Origin of the sequence: Neisseria sp. (assembly GCF_030527965.1) — a bacterium.
GTDB lineage: Bacteria > Pseudomonadota > Gammaproteobacteria > Burkholderiales > Neisseriaceae > Neisseria.
Genome location: NZ_JAUMZU010000007.1, coordinates 1 through 13,388 on the forward strand (window position 1 = coordinate 1; position 13,388 = coordinate 13,388).

The 13,388-nt window shown below is 45.0% G+C and carries 14 protein-coding genes; 4 read left to right on the forward strand and 10 right to left on the reverse strand.

The genetic code is table 11. The features are described from left to right. The first annotated feature begins 133 nt into the window (after window positions 1-133). Entirely contained in the window at window positions 134-643 is a 510-nt protein-coding gene (coaD, locus tag Q4A84_RS04205) for a pantetheine-phosphate adenylyltransferase (protein WP_303087681.1), read from the forward strand. A gap of 92 nt (window positions 644-735) precedes the next feature. Here the strand turns inward: coaD and Q4A84_RS04210 are convergent, their stop codons facing one another. The 4 genes from Q4A84_RS04210 to Q4A84_RS04225 form a co-directional block, all read right to left on the reverse strand. Next, entirely contained in the window at window positions 736-1,428 is a 693-nt protein-coding gene (locus Q4A84_RS04210) for a GntR family transcriptional regulator (RefSeq protein WP_303087769.1), read from the reverse strand. A gap of 372 nt (window positions 1,429-1,800) precedes the next feature. Continuing rightward, window positions 1,801-2,529, reverse strand: coding sequence for an amino acid ABC transporter ATP-binding protein (locus Q4A84_RS04215; RefSeq protein ID WP_303087682.1), 729 nt, complete (start codon window positions 2,527-2,529; stop codon window positions 1,801-1,803). Window position 2,530: 1 nt separating this feature from the next. Then, on the reverse strand, window positions 2,531-3,322 hold the full coding sequence (rsmA, locus tag Q4A84_RS04220; protein WP_303087683.1) for a 16S rRNA (adenine(1518)-N(6)/adenine(1519)-N(6))-dimethyltransferase RsmA: 792 nt from the start codon (window positions 3,320-3,322) through the stop codon (window positions 2,531-2,533). A 56-nt stretch (window positions 3,323-3,378) separates the two neighbouring features. Then, window positions 3,379-3,786 (reverse strand): YqaA family protein, encoded by a 408-nt coding sequence (locus tag Q4A84_RS04225; protein WP_303087684.1) that lies wholly within the window; start codon window positions 3,784-3,786, stop codon window positions 3,379-3,381. A 100-nt stretch (window positions 3,787-3,886) separates the two neighbouring features. Between Q4A84_RS04225 and Q4A84_RS04230 the strand changes: the two genes are divergently transcribed. Then, a complete protein-coding gene (locus Q4A84_RS04230) occupies window positions 3,887-4,732 on the forward strand; it encodes an SDR family NAD(P)-dependent oxidoreductase (RefSeq protein ID WP_303087685.1) in 846 nt (281 codons plus the stop codon). Next, on the forward strand, window positions 4,729-5,328 hold the full coding sequence (locus tag Q4A84_RS04235; protein WP_303087686.1) for a nucleoside triphosphate pyrophosphatase: 600 nt from the start codon (window positions 4,729-4,731) through the stop codon (window positions 5,326-5,328). Before Q4A84_RS04230 ends, Q4A84_RS04235 begins: the two co-directional genes overlap by 4 nt. A gap of 36 nt (window positions 5,329-5,364) precedes the next feature. On the opposite strand, the gene Q4A84_RS04240 is transcribed toward Q4A84_RS04235, so the two are convergent. Continuing rightward, a complete protein-coding gene (locus Q4A84_RS04240) occupies window positions 5,365-6,141 on the reverse strand; it encodes a ferredoxin--NADP reductase (protein WP_303087687.1) in 777 nt (258 codons plus the stop codon). A gap of 291 nt (window positions 6,142-6,432) precedes the next feature. Here Q4A84_RS04240 and rng point away from each other — a divergent pair, with 291 nt between their 5' ends. Next, on the forward strand, window positions 6,433-7,926 hold the full coding sequence (gene rng / locus Q4A84_RS04245) for a ribonuclease G (protein WP_303087688.1): 1,494 nt from the start codon (window positions 6,433-6,435) through the stop codon (window positions 7,924-7,926). 222 nt (window positions 7,927-8,148) lie between these two features. Here rng and pilQ read toward each other — a convergent pair whose 3' ends face one another. Genes pilQ through pilM form a run of 5 tightly spaced genes read right to left on the reverse strand, consistent with a single transcriptional unit; the run spans window position 8,149 to window position 13,277 of the window. Further along, the gene (gene pilQ, locus Q4A84_RS04250; RefSeq protein ID WP_303087689.1) at window positions 8,149-10,296 is read right to left on the reverse strand and encodes a type IV pilus secretin PilQ family protein; all 2,148 of its coding nucleotides are present in this window, start codon (window positions 10,294-10,296) and stop codon (window positions 8,149-8,151) included. A 19-nt stretch (window positions 10,297-10,315) separates the two neighbouring features. Continuing rightward, the gene (locus Q4A84_RS04255; RefSeq protein WP_303087690.1) at window positions 10,316-10,852 is read right to left on the reverse strand and encodes a pilus assembly protein PilP; all 537 of its coding nucleotides are present in this window, start codon (window positions 10,850-10,852) and stop codon (window positions 10,316-10,318) included. Window positions 10,853-10,874: 22 nt separating this feature from the next. After that, window positions 10,875-11,540, reverse strand: coding sequence for a type 4a pilus biogenesis protein PilO (locus Q4A84_RS04260; protein WP_303087691.1), 666 nt, complete (start codon window positions 11,538-11,540; stop codon window positions 10,875-10,877). A gap of 2 nt (window positions 11,541-11,542) precedes the next feature. After that, on the reverse strand, window positions 11,543-12,178 hold the full coding sequence (locus tag Q4A84_RS04265; protein ID WP_303087692.1) for a PilN domain-containing protein: 636 nt from the start codon (window positions 12,176-12,178) through the stop codon (window positions 11,543-11,545). Between the two features lies 1 nt (window position 12,179). Further along, window positions 12,180-13,277: a type IV pilus assembly protein PilM gene (pilM, locus tag Q4A84_RS04270; protein ID WP_303087693.1), complete on the reverse strand. Its 1,098-nt coding sequence runs from the start codon at window positions 13,275-13,277 to the stop codon at window positions 12,180-12,182. Window positions 13,278-13,388: the final 111 nt, after the last annotated feature.

Here is a 13,388-nt window from a genome sequence, read left to right on the forward strand (position 1 = left end):
TAGGGATAATTCTAACTTAAATTTGAATTTCCCTAGTTATCTAGGACAGCCCCTATATTTTACCTACAAACTTTGACAATCAGGCGCCATACGTCTATCCTGCTCCGATTAACCACACGTCAATAATATCTACATGAACCCACCCATCCGCCGCGCCGTCTATGCCGGCAGCTTCGACCCGCCCACTAACGGTCATCTTTGGATGATTCGGGAAGCACAAGCCATGTTCGACGAATTAATCGTTGCCATCGGCATCAACCCCGATAAAAAAAGCACCTACACCATTGCCGAACGTTATGCCATGCTGGATGCCATTACCAATGAGTTCCCGAACGTGCGCATCCATTCGTTTGAAAACCGCTTTTTGGTCGACTATGCCCACGACGTCGGCGCCAAATTCATCGTTCGCGGCATACGAACCGCCTCCGATTATGAATATGAACGCACCATACGCTATATCAATTCTGATTTGCAGCCGGAAATCATCACCATTTTTCTGATGCCTCCGCGCGAATTTGCCGAAGTTTCCTCCACCATGGTCAAAGGTTTGGTCGGCCCCATCGGCTGGCAGAAAACCATACGCCGCTATCTGCCTGATGCGGTATACGATAAAATGCTTGCCGACAATCAAAACCTGAAATAGATATTTCAACAAGCCTCGTATAAAAAATGCCTGTCTGAACAATTCAGACAGGCATTTCATCCATCACGTTGATGCTTACCATGCCGGGCAATTTATTCCCAATGATCAAATTGAGCTTCCAACCCGGCCAAAGCCGCCTGTAAATGTTTACGCATTTTCTTACCGGCACGCTTGCCTCTGCCAGCCAATAATAATTCTAATAAATCCCGATGTTCGTTCTTGGAATCTTCATAAGGCACAGACCGGCGCGTCAGCGCCGCCATCAATGATGAGCGGGCACACAATGAGGCCATGATGTCGACCAAAACCTGATTACCCAAAACTTTAACCAATTCAATATGAAAAGCATTCGACAAACGCGCCCGCCCGACTTTATCTCCGGTTGCCAGTGCTTCGTCTTCTTGAATAACCAAGCTGAAAACCGGCAATAATTTCTCCGCCAGATCCGGCAATTCCGTCAAACGCGTCAACGCCATTTCCTCCAAGGCAATCCGCATGGAAAACACATCACGAATTTCCTGCAGATCCGGCACATGCACAAACGCTCCTCGGTTCGGCTGCAAATCTACGATTTTATCGTGTGCCAAAAGCGAAAGTGCGCCCCGCACCGTATTGCGGGAACACACCATCTGCCGGCACAAATCAGATTCCGTCAATTTTCTCCCCGGCAACAGAACCCGATCCGTAATGGCTTTTAAAATTTCATAATAAACACGGGAAAGCTCCGAATCGTGGCGCGTATCAGACGCGGCAGAATCATCTACAATCGTTTGAATTTCAGACATATTTTCCAAACCGCCCATCTATTGACCCTTAAAACGAAAACATAGCTTCTTAAAATAATGTTTACCATTTCAAACAAAATTGTTGACAATATCAGCGCTAAAAAGCACAATAACTAACAACAAAAGCCAAGTTTAAAAAGGCGTAAAAAAGAAGAGAAACAGCCCAGCCCGCTCCGTTTACTTATTCGGCGCGGGCTGTAAAATATTCTCAACAAACTTAATCGGCAACATCACAAACAGCCATTCAAACCCGCTTCCGCCATAGAGCTTCGATCAGACAGGCGGCAACACAGCATTGCGGTAACATCCCAAAAATAGTGTTTTTCCAAATCATAAATGCCTGTTTGAAAACAGGCGGCCTGATATTTAGATTTAAGAATGTTTAATTTGCGCCAAAAATTGTTTGGCACGATCCGTTTGCGGACTGAGGAAAAAGCTTTCAGGATCGGCATCTTCAAGCACGCAGCCGTGATCAACAAAAATCACACGATCAGCCACTTCGCGTGCAAAGCCCATTTCATGCGTCACACACATCATTGTCATGCCGGTTTTGGCCAAATCTTTCATCACTTTCAACACTTCGCCCACCATTTCCGGATCCAACGCAGAAGTCGGCTCGTCAAACAACATCACGCGCGGCTCCATTGCCAACCCGCGGGCTATCGCCACACGCTGCTGCTGCCCGCCCGACAATTCGCCCGGCAACGCGTCTTTCTTATGCGTTAAACCAACGCGCTCCAGCAATTCCACTGCCTTTTTCCCCGCCACTTCCTTGCTCTGTTTTTTAACTTTTATCGGAGAAAGCATAATGTTTTCCAACACGGTTAAATGCGGGTAGAGATTGAAATGCTGAAACACGAAACCCACTTCGGTACGGACTTTGTTTAAATCGGTTTTGGGATCTGCCACATTGATGCCGTCCACCCAAATTTCGCCTTGCTGAATCGGCTCAAGCTGGTTAACGGTACGGATTAAGGTGGATTTTCCGCTGCCGGAAGGCCCGCACACCACCACCACTTCACCTTGTTTGATTTCCAGATTGACACCGTCAATCACATGCAAATCTTTGAAATATTTATGTACATTCTTAAATTTAATCATGCTATACCTTTTCAGACAGGCTTTCGCCCGCCAGATAATTACTCAGTTTCACATAGAGTTCCGGTGCGATGTGCTCTGCCCTATCCTGCGGATTAATGCCAACCGCCTGCAAAACCTCATCCGAAGCGAGCTCTTTTAAATTATTGCGTATGGTTTTGCGGCGTTGGTGAAAAGCCTGTTTTACCAACTTGGCAAAAAGTTCAAAATCCAACGCGGCACCGATGCGGTGTTTGACCGGTATCATGCGCACCACGGCAGAATCGACTTTAGGCGCCGGATCAAACGATTCAGGCGGCACCGCTATCAGCATTTCCATATCGAAAAAATATTGCAGCACCACGCTCAAGCGGCCGTAATCATTGGTTTTCGGCATGGCCACCATACGTTCGACCACCTCTTTTTGCAGCATGAAATGCATGTCTTCCACTTCGTCGGCCACCTCGCTCAAACGAAACAGCAGCGGCGTGGAAATATTATAGGGCAGATTTCCGACTATTTTCTTCTTGCCCGCCACGCTGCGAAAATCAAACTGCAATACGTCGCCTTCATGTATGACAAGCTTATCGGCAAACGGCTGTGCTTTAAGATATTGGATGATATCCCGATCGATTTCAATCACATGCAGCTTGCCCAGCTTGTTTGCCAACGGAGCGGTAAGCGCTGCCAATCCGGGGCCGATTTCAATAACCTGATCCCCCTCAGTCGGGCGCACGGCATTCACAATATCGGCGATAACCCGCGTATCCTGCAAAAAATTCTGCCCGAAACGTTTGCGGGCTTTATGCTCTTTCATACCGGCTCTAAAAAATATAAACGTGTATTGTAGCGGATTTTCCAACACCATAGCGTCTAAAAAGCCGATAAACCGACCAACAAGATGCCATAACGGGCACATTTGCCAACAGCAAGCATCAAACAGGCTTGCCCAAAAGGCAAGCGCAGCCAACCGGCGGCCACCGGCAGCGCATCGCCGATAAACGGCACCCAAGCCAATAACAAAGCCCAAACACCATATTTTTTCAGAAACGCTTCCGCTTTTTCATTCAAACGGTATTTTTGAGGCAGCAAGCGCCCCATGCCATAAGAAATGATACTGCCCAGCGTATTGCCGAAAGCGGCCACGCCGAAAGCAAGCCAAAAACTTTGAGGATAAACTCTGACCATCGCACCCAACGCCACTTCGGATGAGCCGGGCAACACGGTGGCCGATGTTAAGGCAGAAAAAAATAAAGCGGCATATTGCCAAAACAAATCCATCCCAAACCTTTTCAGACAGGCATTAACCGTATCGGTTATTGGTTCTTAAACGGATTGGCGGTATGATGTGCCAATCCAATCTATTGCGAAGAAGACCGACATGCCCCAAACCATTCTGATTACCGGATGCTCCAGCGGCATCGGATACGAAACGGCCAAACTATTCAAACAAATGGGTTGGCAGGTTTTCGCTTCCTGCCGTAAAAACGAAGATGTCATGCGCCTGCGTGACGAAGGTTTTATTCATGCGCTGCAACTCGATACTGCCGACAGCCAAAGCATACGCACTGCATTCGACAACCTATTGCAGCAAACCGGAGGCAGCCTGGATGCCCTATTCTGCAATGCAGGTTACGGACAAGTCGGCGCGGTGGAAGATATTCCGCGCGATGCTTTACGTGAGCAATTTGAAACCAACGTATTCGGCACGTGGGAATGTATTGTGCTCGCCATGCAGGTATTCCGCCGCCAAAACCGAGGGCGGATTTTGGTTAACAGCAGCATTCTTGGCTTTGCTGCAATGCCATGGCGCGGCGCGTACAACAGCAGCAAATTCGCTCTGGAAGGTATGTGCGACACGCTTCGGCACGAACTGCACGGCAGCCGGATTTTCATCAGCCTGCTCGAGCCCGGCCCCATCGCGTCCCGTTTCCGCCCAAACGCACTCAAAAAATTCGAGCAATACATTGATCAGGAAAACAGCGTGCATCGCGAAAGCTATCAACGCCAACTCAACCGTTTGGAGGCCGAAGGTTCGGTGGCGCCGTTTACCCTCAGCTCCGCAAGCTGCGCCGTGGTTTGCGCCAAAGCCCTGACCGCTCCAAAACCGAAAGCGCGCTATCAAGTAACCGTACCGACCGTATTGTTTTGGTACTTAAAACGCATCCTGCCTACGCCGTTGCTCGACCGTATGCTGCGTGGCGCGGTAAAAGGACAGGGCAAATGAAACCGACTTTATATCTGGCTTCTGGCAGCTCGCGGCGCCGCGAAATTCTGGAAAATCTCGGCTATCGCGTTTTACGTTTAAACGCCGACATTGAGGAAACGCCTCAACCAAAGGAAAGTGCTTCCGACTATGTTGCGCGTATGGCCATAGAAAAAAACAAAGCCGCCCTATCCACTTGGCACGCCACTCATACGGAAATCCCCGCATTTCCTATCTTAACTGCCGACACCACCGTTGCGCTCGGCGGGCAAATTCTAGGAAAACCCGACAACGCAACACACGCAGAAGAAATGCTCACGGCGCTTTCAGGCAGCACTCATCAAGTTCTGACCGCCATCTGCGTCTATTTTAACGGGCAGCGACAATCCTACACGCAAACCAGCCATGTTACGTTCAAAACATTAAGCCCGGAAGAAATCCGTGCCTATATCGCCAGCGGCGAGCCGCTTGATAAAGCAGGCGCTTACGGCATTCAGGGCGTGGGCGGCGTGTTCGTAGACCATCTGGAAGGCAGTTTTACTGGCGTGATGGGCCTACCGGCCTGTGAAACCGCCTCGCTCCTGCGGCAAATGGGCTATGTTGCCCCGCCATTCTGACATCGTTTTCAGACAGGCATGATTACCCTTGTTTGGTTAAAATCCGTTTTCCATCATAATCTGCCCCGGAATGCGGTTGCGGTGCATAGCAAAGCCCATGTCTAACAAAGCTTGAAAGGTGTCTTTCACCATAGCAGGATTGCCGCATATCATAAAACGCGTATCTTTCGTGGTGAATGTTTTTCCGGATGCGGCCGACAATTCGCCGTTTTTTACCAATTCAGGCAGCCTTTTGTTTAATATCCCATCTACTTTTTCGCGCGTCAAAACCGGCAAAAAAGTGAGTTTATGGAAATATTCTCCAATTAGCGGGTGTGTTTGCAAAGCGGCAATACGGTCGTTAAAAATCAGTTCGTTTTGATAGGAAACAGAGTGTGCCAAAGTGAGCGTGTTAAAGCGCTGCCAGACTTCAGGCTGCTCAAGAATAGATAAAAACGGCGCGATACCGGAGCCCGTGCAAAGCATCACTAAATCTTCGCCGTCTGGAAAACGCTCAGGCAACAGAAAGCCTGTAGCCGCTTTATCGAGCAATATGGTATCGCCCTCCGCCATCGCATCAAACTTGGCAGACATCGGCCCGCCTTCAATCAATACGACGAAATATTCCAGTATATCGGCATATTCGGCAGAAACAACCGAGTATGCCCGCCAGATAAATCCCGCCCCGTCTGGAAAGCCCAAACGGGAAAATTGCCCCGCGGAAAAACGGTAAGATTCCGGGCGGGTAATGGCAAACGTCATCAATTTGGAAGTGTGGCGTTTAATCCATAATACGGTTTCTTCTGTGTATTTGGCTTCAGGAGCGGCAGCCATAAAGTGTTATCCTTTGCTGTGTTGTGTGTGGTTTTCAGACAGGCATTATAGCGAAACTATCTCACGCGCATAACAATGCCTGTCTGAAAATTGGAAAAACGGTTAATACGCCCCATATAGAACGTTCAATCAAAATTAAATGCAGATGGCGCTTTGCCGCCGCGCAGCTCTTTTCTATAATAAAGCCTGTCTGAAAATCTATAAGATTCAGGTTTAATTTAAAAGAATCTTCCGCCACAGCTTTTTTATCAGAATCTGCAGCAGAAGATTTTTCAATTCAGAAAGTCATTTATGTTACCGAGTATTCCTTTGCACAAAGACATTGTGCGCCCTCCGGAGACCGTGTTGGTCAACATTACGCCGCAAGAAAGCCGTGTGGCGATTTTAGAAGAAAGCAGCATCTGCGAGCTCCATATCGAGCGCAACAGCGGTCATGGTTTGGTCGGCAATATTTATCTCGGCATCGTACGCCGTGTTTTGCCGGGCATGCAAAGCGCCTTTATCGACATCGGCTTGGAACGCGCTGCATTCCTGCATATTGTCGACGTGCTCGAACAGAGGCAAAACCCTGATGCCGATCAACGTATCGAACACATGCTGTTTGAGGGGCAAACCGTATTGGTTCAAGTTATCAAAGACCCGATCAACAGCAAAGGCGCCCGCCTCTCGACCCAGATTTCCTTAGCCGGCCGCTTTCTCGTTCATCTGCCTCAGGATAACCATATCGGCATTTCCCAGCGAATTGAAGATGAAGACGAGCGCAATCAATTACGCCAGCGTTTAATAGATTTGCTACCACAGGAAAATCACGGCGGCTATATCATAAGAACCAGCGCAGAAACCGCATCCGATGCCGAGTTACAAGCCGATATTGATTATCTGACCAAAGTATGGGCCAACATCCAATATCAAGCAAAAACCCAACCTGCTGAAACCATGCTGTATCAGGATTTGCCCTTATCACTGCGCGTACTGCGCGATATGTTCAGTGACAATACTCGCCGCATCTATATCGATTCCAAAGAAAACCATCAGAAAATGTGCGAATTCGCCACTCAATATGTACAAGGTGCACTGGATAAGATCGAATTGTTTGCGGGAGAACGCCCTTTATTCGAAGCACATAATGTCGAACAAGAAATCAACCGTGCCCTGCAGCCTCGCGTTTCACTTAATTTCGGCAGCTATCTGATTATCGAATCCACCGAAGCGATGACCACTATCGACGTCAATACCGGAGGCTTTGTCGGCGCACGCAACTTCGACGAAACCATTTTCAAAACCAACCTTGAAGCCTGCCACGCCATCGCAAGAGAGCTACGCTTACGCAATATCGGGGGCATCATCATCATCGATTTCATCGATATGGCTCTACCCGAACACCGAGAAGCTGTATTGCAAGAGCTATCCAAAGCCCTAAGCTTTGATCGTACCCGGGTAACACTCAATGGCTTTACCAGCCTAGGCTTAGTCGAATTGACTCGAAAACGCACCCGTGAAAGCCTGAGTCACGTGCTATGCGAACCTTGCCCAACATGCCAGGGACGAGGCCGTCTGAAAACCCCACAAACCGTTTGTTATGAAATTCAACGCGAAATCGTACGTGAAAGCCGCCGTTTTGATGTCAAACAATTCCGGATTTTAGCCTCACCCGAAGTCATAGATTTATTTCTCGACGAAGAATCCCAATCGCTCGCTCTGCTTATTGATTTCATCGGCAAGCCGATTTCTTTAGCAGTGGAAAACAGTTACACCCAAGAACAATATGACGTAGTCTTGATTTAAGGCTAATGAACATTAGTTATGACAGACAAAATTTTGAATATGAAACAATCCTTAGGTTTTCTGCCATAATAAAATTTAATGCCAATGTCTCGTCCCCAAAAAATTAGCCTGAGAAGCTCCCAAATAGATACTACTAAATTTTAAACCCATATAAAAACCACACTAACGAACAAATTCACAATCTATTCGCAAGTGTGGTTTTTTATTAAGAATTAAGATTAATTAATAACGTAAATTATTACCTTGGTAATCCATAATACGCGGCGTAATAAAAATCAGCAACTCACTACGGTCTTCACTACGAGTACGTGATTTAAACAAATTGCCTAACAGAGGTATATCACCTAACAACGGCACTTTACTTACGCCATTAGCATTGTTTTCCTCATAAATGCCACCCAATACCAGAGTTCCGCCATCTTCTACCATGGCACGAGTCTCCAAATTATTTGTGTCAATACAAGGCTCTCCGTTACTACCACCGCAGCTTTGGTTCACAGAGTCTTTATTGATTTTAATATCCATGATGATCTGACCATCAGGCGTAATCTGAGGGGTCACACGCAGGCCCAATACTGCTTTTTTGAACTCCACATCAGTCGCTCCGCTAGAAGTTTCCGATGTATAAGGAATTTCTGTACCAGATTCAATAACCGCTTCTTTTCTATCCTGAGTTAATACCCGCGGATTAGAAAGGGTTTTAGCGCGATTCTGAGCCTGTTTCGCCTGTAATTCCAAACCTAAGGCACCTGAAGCAATAGAATGAACCAACGCGATACTTGATGTTGCCGATGAAATCGGTAAGCTTATATTTGGTGCAAAAGTATACGGAGATGTTTCTGGAAGAGTATTAGAGCCACTTCGAATCGCATTAGCTCTCGCACGATTATTGCTTACATATGTTCCTTGGTTATTAGCTGCATTCGCCCAATCAGAACCCCAGCTATTTCTATTATTTACACCTTGATAACCAAATTTAACGCCAATCTCACGGGAGAAACCATCCGAAGCGCGAACGATTCGTGCCTCAACCATTACCTGGCGGGAAGGAACATCCAGTTCTTCAACTAATTTCTGGAATTTTCGGATGATGGTATTGTTATCCGTGATGATGAGCGTATTGGTACCCGGATCAATCAATGCACTACCACGCTTACTCAAAATAGTATTGGTGGTACTGTTATTTCCATTATCTTCCAATTTCAGAATTTTACGGAATTCCTCAACATTTTTATATTTAAGCTGGAATGTTTGGGAATATAACGGCCCTAAGTCGTTAATTTCATTTTGAGCTTGTAGCGTAGCTTTATCTTTGGCCAGTAATTCATCCCTAGGTGCTACATTGATGATATTACCTTGACGGCGCATATCTAAATTACGCGCCTCCAATACCAAATCTAAAGCCTGATCCCAAGGCACATCTTTCAAACTCAAAGTCATTTTGCCACTGACGCTATCGCTGGCCACAATATTCATACCCGATTCTTTAGCCAAGATTTGCAAAATAGTGCGCACTTCTACATCTTGGAAATCGAAAGATACTCTTTTGCCGGTAAAGCTTTTATTTTTACTGCCATTTCTCAAACCAGCCTCAGCCACATTAGCTTTGGGCATAACCTCAAAAGACATACGACCACCCGCAACTTTTTCGCGTACGTCCCAATTACCTTTGTTCTTGATGGTGACTTCTGTATCATTACCGATACGTTTCAACACAATACCATGAACCGGAGTACTAAAATCAGAAACATCTAAGCTACGTTGTGCTTGTGTCGGCAAAGGATAATTTTTCAAAGTGATAACGATACGATCATTTTGACGCTTAATAGATGGAGTACCAGTAAAAGATGGGGCACTTACATCCACAATACCAGTATTTCCGTTGCCTTTGCGGAAATCAACAGATGCAGAACTTACCGCCTGTTCCTGTTTAACCGTCGTTCTACGTTCCGTATCAATCGATGAATTACGGTTAGCAACTACATCAGGGGCTTCATTCACATACACCCAAACCTCATTACCTTTAATTTCAGATGTATATCGCCCTGCTTTATTTAAACTCAGGACCACGCGTGTTTGGCCTTTATTTTTTGAAGTGCTAATTTGATTTAACAAAGAGTCGGAATACTCCAAAACAGGCTGTTGCAAAACAATATCCGTAGTAGGGAAATCCAATGCTATCCGAGCAGGAGCATTCGTTACAAAGCCACTAGGTGATACAACATCACGATCAAATTTGATTTTTACAATCTTCTGATTATTAGGCAGAGTAGACACATTGATATCGGTGATACTGCCCGCAAAAGCAGAGACTTGCATGGTTAAGCCTAAGCTGATGGCTGAAAGAGTTTTAATACTGATAGGTTTCATTACAAAGTTACCCCTTAATTTAATTGTTCGTTTTAGTGCTCTGATCATCTTTACTATTGTCTAACGGTAATTCCGCATTACGGAAGGTCCAATTTCCATTCGCATCTTCAATAACCTCCGTGATCATTAATTTATCAGGCAGAATCCCTGTAATCCGGCCAAAATTCTGCCCAACATAATTACCTGCTTTAACCGTGTAAACATGTCCATCTATTTCAACATAACCTGTTTTTTGATTACCCGAAGTAAATGATCCTACATACTTCATGTTTTCTAAACTAAACGCTTCCAACACTTCTTTCGGCCGCTTGGTATCTGGTGCATTGTGACCAGTCAAACCCAGATTTAACCGTTTCGAATTAAAGGCATTCAGCCCGTGAGTTTTAGGAGGAATATAAGTAACAGCAGGGTTAACCGTTGGTTGTTCAAATGGTTGTATATGTTTATGTGCGTCTTTTTGGGTTTGCTCCATCCATTGACGCAAATCCTCATGTTCCCCCGAGCATGCCGTAATCAGCAAAACTAAGAGGCTAGGGAGTAAGATTTTATGTTTCATTATTTTATTTCCTCTCGTAATGTTACTGGGCAGCAGGGGCTGCATCTGCATCATTTTGCTGTTCTGAACCATTTGCAGCAGAAGCAGCTTTTTGTTCGGCCAAAACCTCTTCGGCAGGACGGGCTTTATAAGTATTGGCAGTTGCCGTGAGTGTTAAGCCATCATCCTTCTCATCTTTACTTAAGTTAATCGACTCCAAAGTAATAATACGAGAAAGTGCCCCTACATCGCGAGTAAATTGACTGATTTGGTCATATTTACCTGTAATCGAAATAGCATAAGGCAGAATCTGAATCGGACCGTCATTGGTTGTGGCCTGCGGCGTTACACTATTCATATTCATACCATTGGTTGCTCCTGCTTGGTGCAGCTCTTGAACCAAATTAGGAATTTCTGCATCCGTAGGCAACTGTCGCAACAGCACATCAAATGATGTTCGAATTGCGGCCAATTCAGATTTCAAATTATCCAAGCTAGCAGCTTGAATACTTTTTTCAGTGTAACTGACTTTTAACTCTTCTTCTTTTTGCTTACTGGCTGCCAATTCTTCCAACTGAGTACGGAAAATAGCGAAATAACCGGCACCTAATACCGCAACAACGACTAATGCCGCAATAGCTAATTTTGCAGGCTTACCTAATAAGTGAAGCGTCTGTAAGTCAACATCTTTTAATTTTTTATCAGCCATTCTTAATTACCCCCCGTATTATTACTTTCTGCTTCGTTCGTTTTTGCTGATGTAGTTGTCGAATCAGAGCTTTCAGATTTAACCGCAGGTACACTATATTGGTTCAACAATACTTTAAGTGAAAATTCTTGCGCATTATTAACCTGTTTAATACTCAACAATTCTGGCTGCATAAATAAACCTGTACTCGGAATAGAACGCATGAAGCTCGCAATTTTATTGTCGCTAGTTGCGCGCCCGTTAATCAGGTAAGTATTCGGATTGTCACCAGCTTTAATGGAAGTAAGATAAGTTCCATCAGGAATCAATACATTCAACGTATCAACAATATAGGCAGCTTGGAATCGTTTATGTTGGAGTTCTTCAATTTTCTGTTTTCGATCCAAGAAGTTACGTTTTTCTTGACTCAGCTTTTTAATTTCAACTAATTTTTTATCTTCTACTTCGATTTCTTTAGTTAAAAAAGCATTCCGTTCTTCTTGCTTGCTAATGGCCGCGCTAATCCCCATATAAGCGACTGCCGACAAGCCGATGCCAGCTGCAAGCGCTAAAAACATCAATGTTTTAAAGCGCTGCTTCTGACGCTGCTCAATCTGCTCCCGATAGGGCAGAAGATTAATTCGCGTTAATTCAATCATTTTATAAACCCCTTAATGCTAAACCGAAAGCTGTAGTCAGCGATGCGGCATCTTGCTGTAGTTGTGATAAATCGACTCTTTTCCCGTGAGTGGCATAAATAATAGGGCTCACACATTGCGTCGCAGTATTTGTTTGCGAAAATACCGTTTCTGGCAAACCTTCTTGCAATGAAGCAGAACCTGTTAAGAAAATATGTTTGACACTTGAGAACTGATCGCTTGCTTGGGTGGTGTAATAGAATTGCAGTACACGTTGCACTTCTTGTGCCACTTGAATATTGAAACGGTCTGAAATCTGAGACTGATAATCCAAAGGACGAGACTCTACAGAGCTTCTCATGTTTTCAGCTTCTTCTTCTGTTACTTGATAAGTGCGCTGAATTAATTGGAGTAATTGCTCACTACTCACAGGCGTTTCCTGCTTATAGAGTATCTGACCTTTTTGTAACACTAAAGCCTGCATCTGGAAATCGCCGACATCAATCACGGCAATTTTTTCATCGGTCAGCTCAGGAGCATGTTGATTAATCCAAAAGGAAAATGCATTACTTTGGGCAAATAAGTCTACATCCATGAAAGCAGGGGTAAGATTGGCACTTTCAAAAGCTTCAATTCGAGGTTCGATATCATCTTTACGTACCGCGACCAGCAAAACCTGGCGCCCCAGCGGCATAACTGAATTGCCGACCACCTGGTAGTCGTAATTCATTTCTTCAATTGAACCGAGCTGAGAAATCTCGTTTTCAACAAAAGCATCCAAATCCAACTCACTGTCACGCGGATGAACAGCCGTTTCTACAGTAACCAAACTTTGTGGCATTGCCGCTACAATGTTTTTACCAGTCGTATTCAGCTGGGTATAAGCATGTTGCAAATAAGATACTAACTGGTCGTAATCCTGAATTTGATTACCCCGAATAATATTTTTCGGTAGCTTTGTAATAACGTATTTTTCCAATTGAATTTGGTTTAAACTACGCCCTGTCAATTGAACCATTTTGATGGTTTTTTGACTAATGTCCACACCAACCGCTCCGCGAGACATCAAGCCAGACGAAGCTTTGTTTGTTGTATTTTTTTGGTTTTTTAATAAACGCATAATGTGAGTTTCCTGCCAAGTAAAGTAAGCAACAGTGTTGGCTTCCGTAAGTTGTTTAAGTATATTTCGTAATTCGTGTTAAGCGAACCCTCCGAAATATTTGTGTCATTT

What these genes read in the sequence shown, in the direction of transcription:
- coaD (WP_303087681.1), top strand. Translation starts at nt 134, where the DNA reads ATGAACCCACCCATCCGCCGCGCCGTCTATGCCGGCAGCTTCGACCCG.
- Q4A84_RS04210 (WP_303087769.1), bottom strand. Translation starts at nt 1,428, where the DNA reads ATGTCTGAAATTCAAACGATTGTAGATGATTCTGCCGCGTCTGATACG.
- Q4A84_RS04215 (WP_303087682.1), bottom strand. Translation starts at nt 2,529, where the DNA reads ATGATTAAATTTAAGAATGTACATAAATATTTCAAAGATTTGCATGTG.
- rsmA (WP_303087683.1), bottom strand. Translation starts at nt 3,322, where the DNA reads ATGAAAGAGCATAAAGCCCGCAAACGTTTCGGGCAGAATTTTTTGCAG.
- Q4A84_RS04225 (WP_303087684.1), bottom strand. Translation starts at nt 3,786, where the DNA reads ATGGATTTGTTTTGGCAATATGCCGCTTTATTTTTTTCTGCCTTAACA.
- Q4A84_RS04230 (WP_303087685.1), top strand. Translation starts at nt 3,887, where the DNA reads ATGCCCCAAACCATTCTGATTACCGGATGCTCCAGCGGCATCGGATAC.
- Q4A84_RS04235 (WP_303087686.1), top strand. Translation starts at nt 4,729, where the DNA reads ATGAAACCGACTTTATATCTGGCTTCTGGCAGCTCGCGGCGCCGCGAA.
- Q4A84_RS04240 (WP_303087687.1), bottom strand. Translation starts at nt 6,141, where the DNA reads ATGGCTGCCGCTCCTGAAGCCAAATACACAGAAGAAACCGTATTATGG.
- rng (WP_303087688.1), top strand. Translation starts at nt 6,433, where the DNA reads ATGTTACCGAGTATTCCTTTGCACAAAGACATTGTGCGCCCTCCGGAG.
- pilQ (WP_303087689.1), bottom strand. Translation starts at nt 10,296, where the DNA reads ATGAAACCTATCAGTATTAAAACTCTTTCAGCCATCAGCTTAGGCTTA.
- Q4A84_RS04255 (WP_303087690.1), bottom strand. Translation starts at nt 10,852, where the DNA reads ATGAAACATAAAATCTTACTCCCTAGCCTCTTAGTTTTGCTGATTACG.
- Q4A84_RS04260 (WP_303087691.1), bottom strand. Translation starts at nt 11,540, where the DNA reads ATGGCTGATAAAAAATTAAAAGATGTTGACTTACAGACGCTTCACTTA.
- Q4A84_RS04265 (WP_303087692.1), bottom strand. Translation starts at nt 12,178, where the DNA reads ATGATTGAATTAACGCGAATTAATCTTCTGCCCTATCGGGAGCAGATT.
- pilM (WP_303087693.1), bottom strand. Translation starts at nt 13,277, where the DNA reads ATGCGTTTATTAAAAAACCAAAAAAATACAACAAACAAAGCTTCGTCT.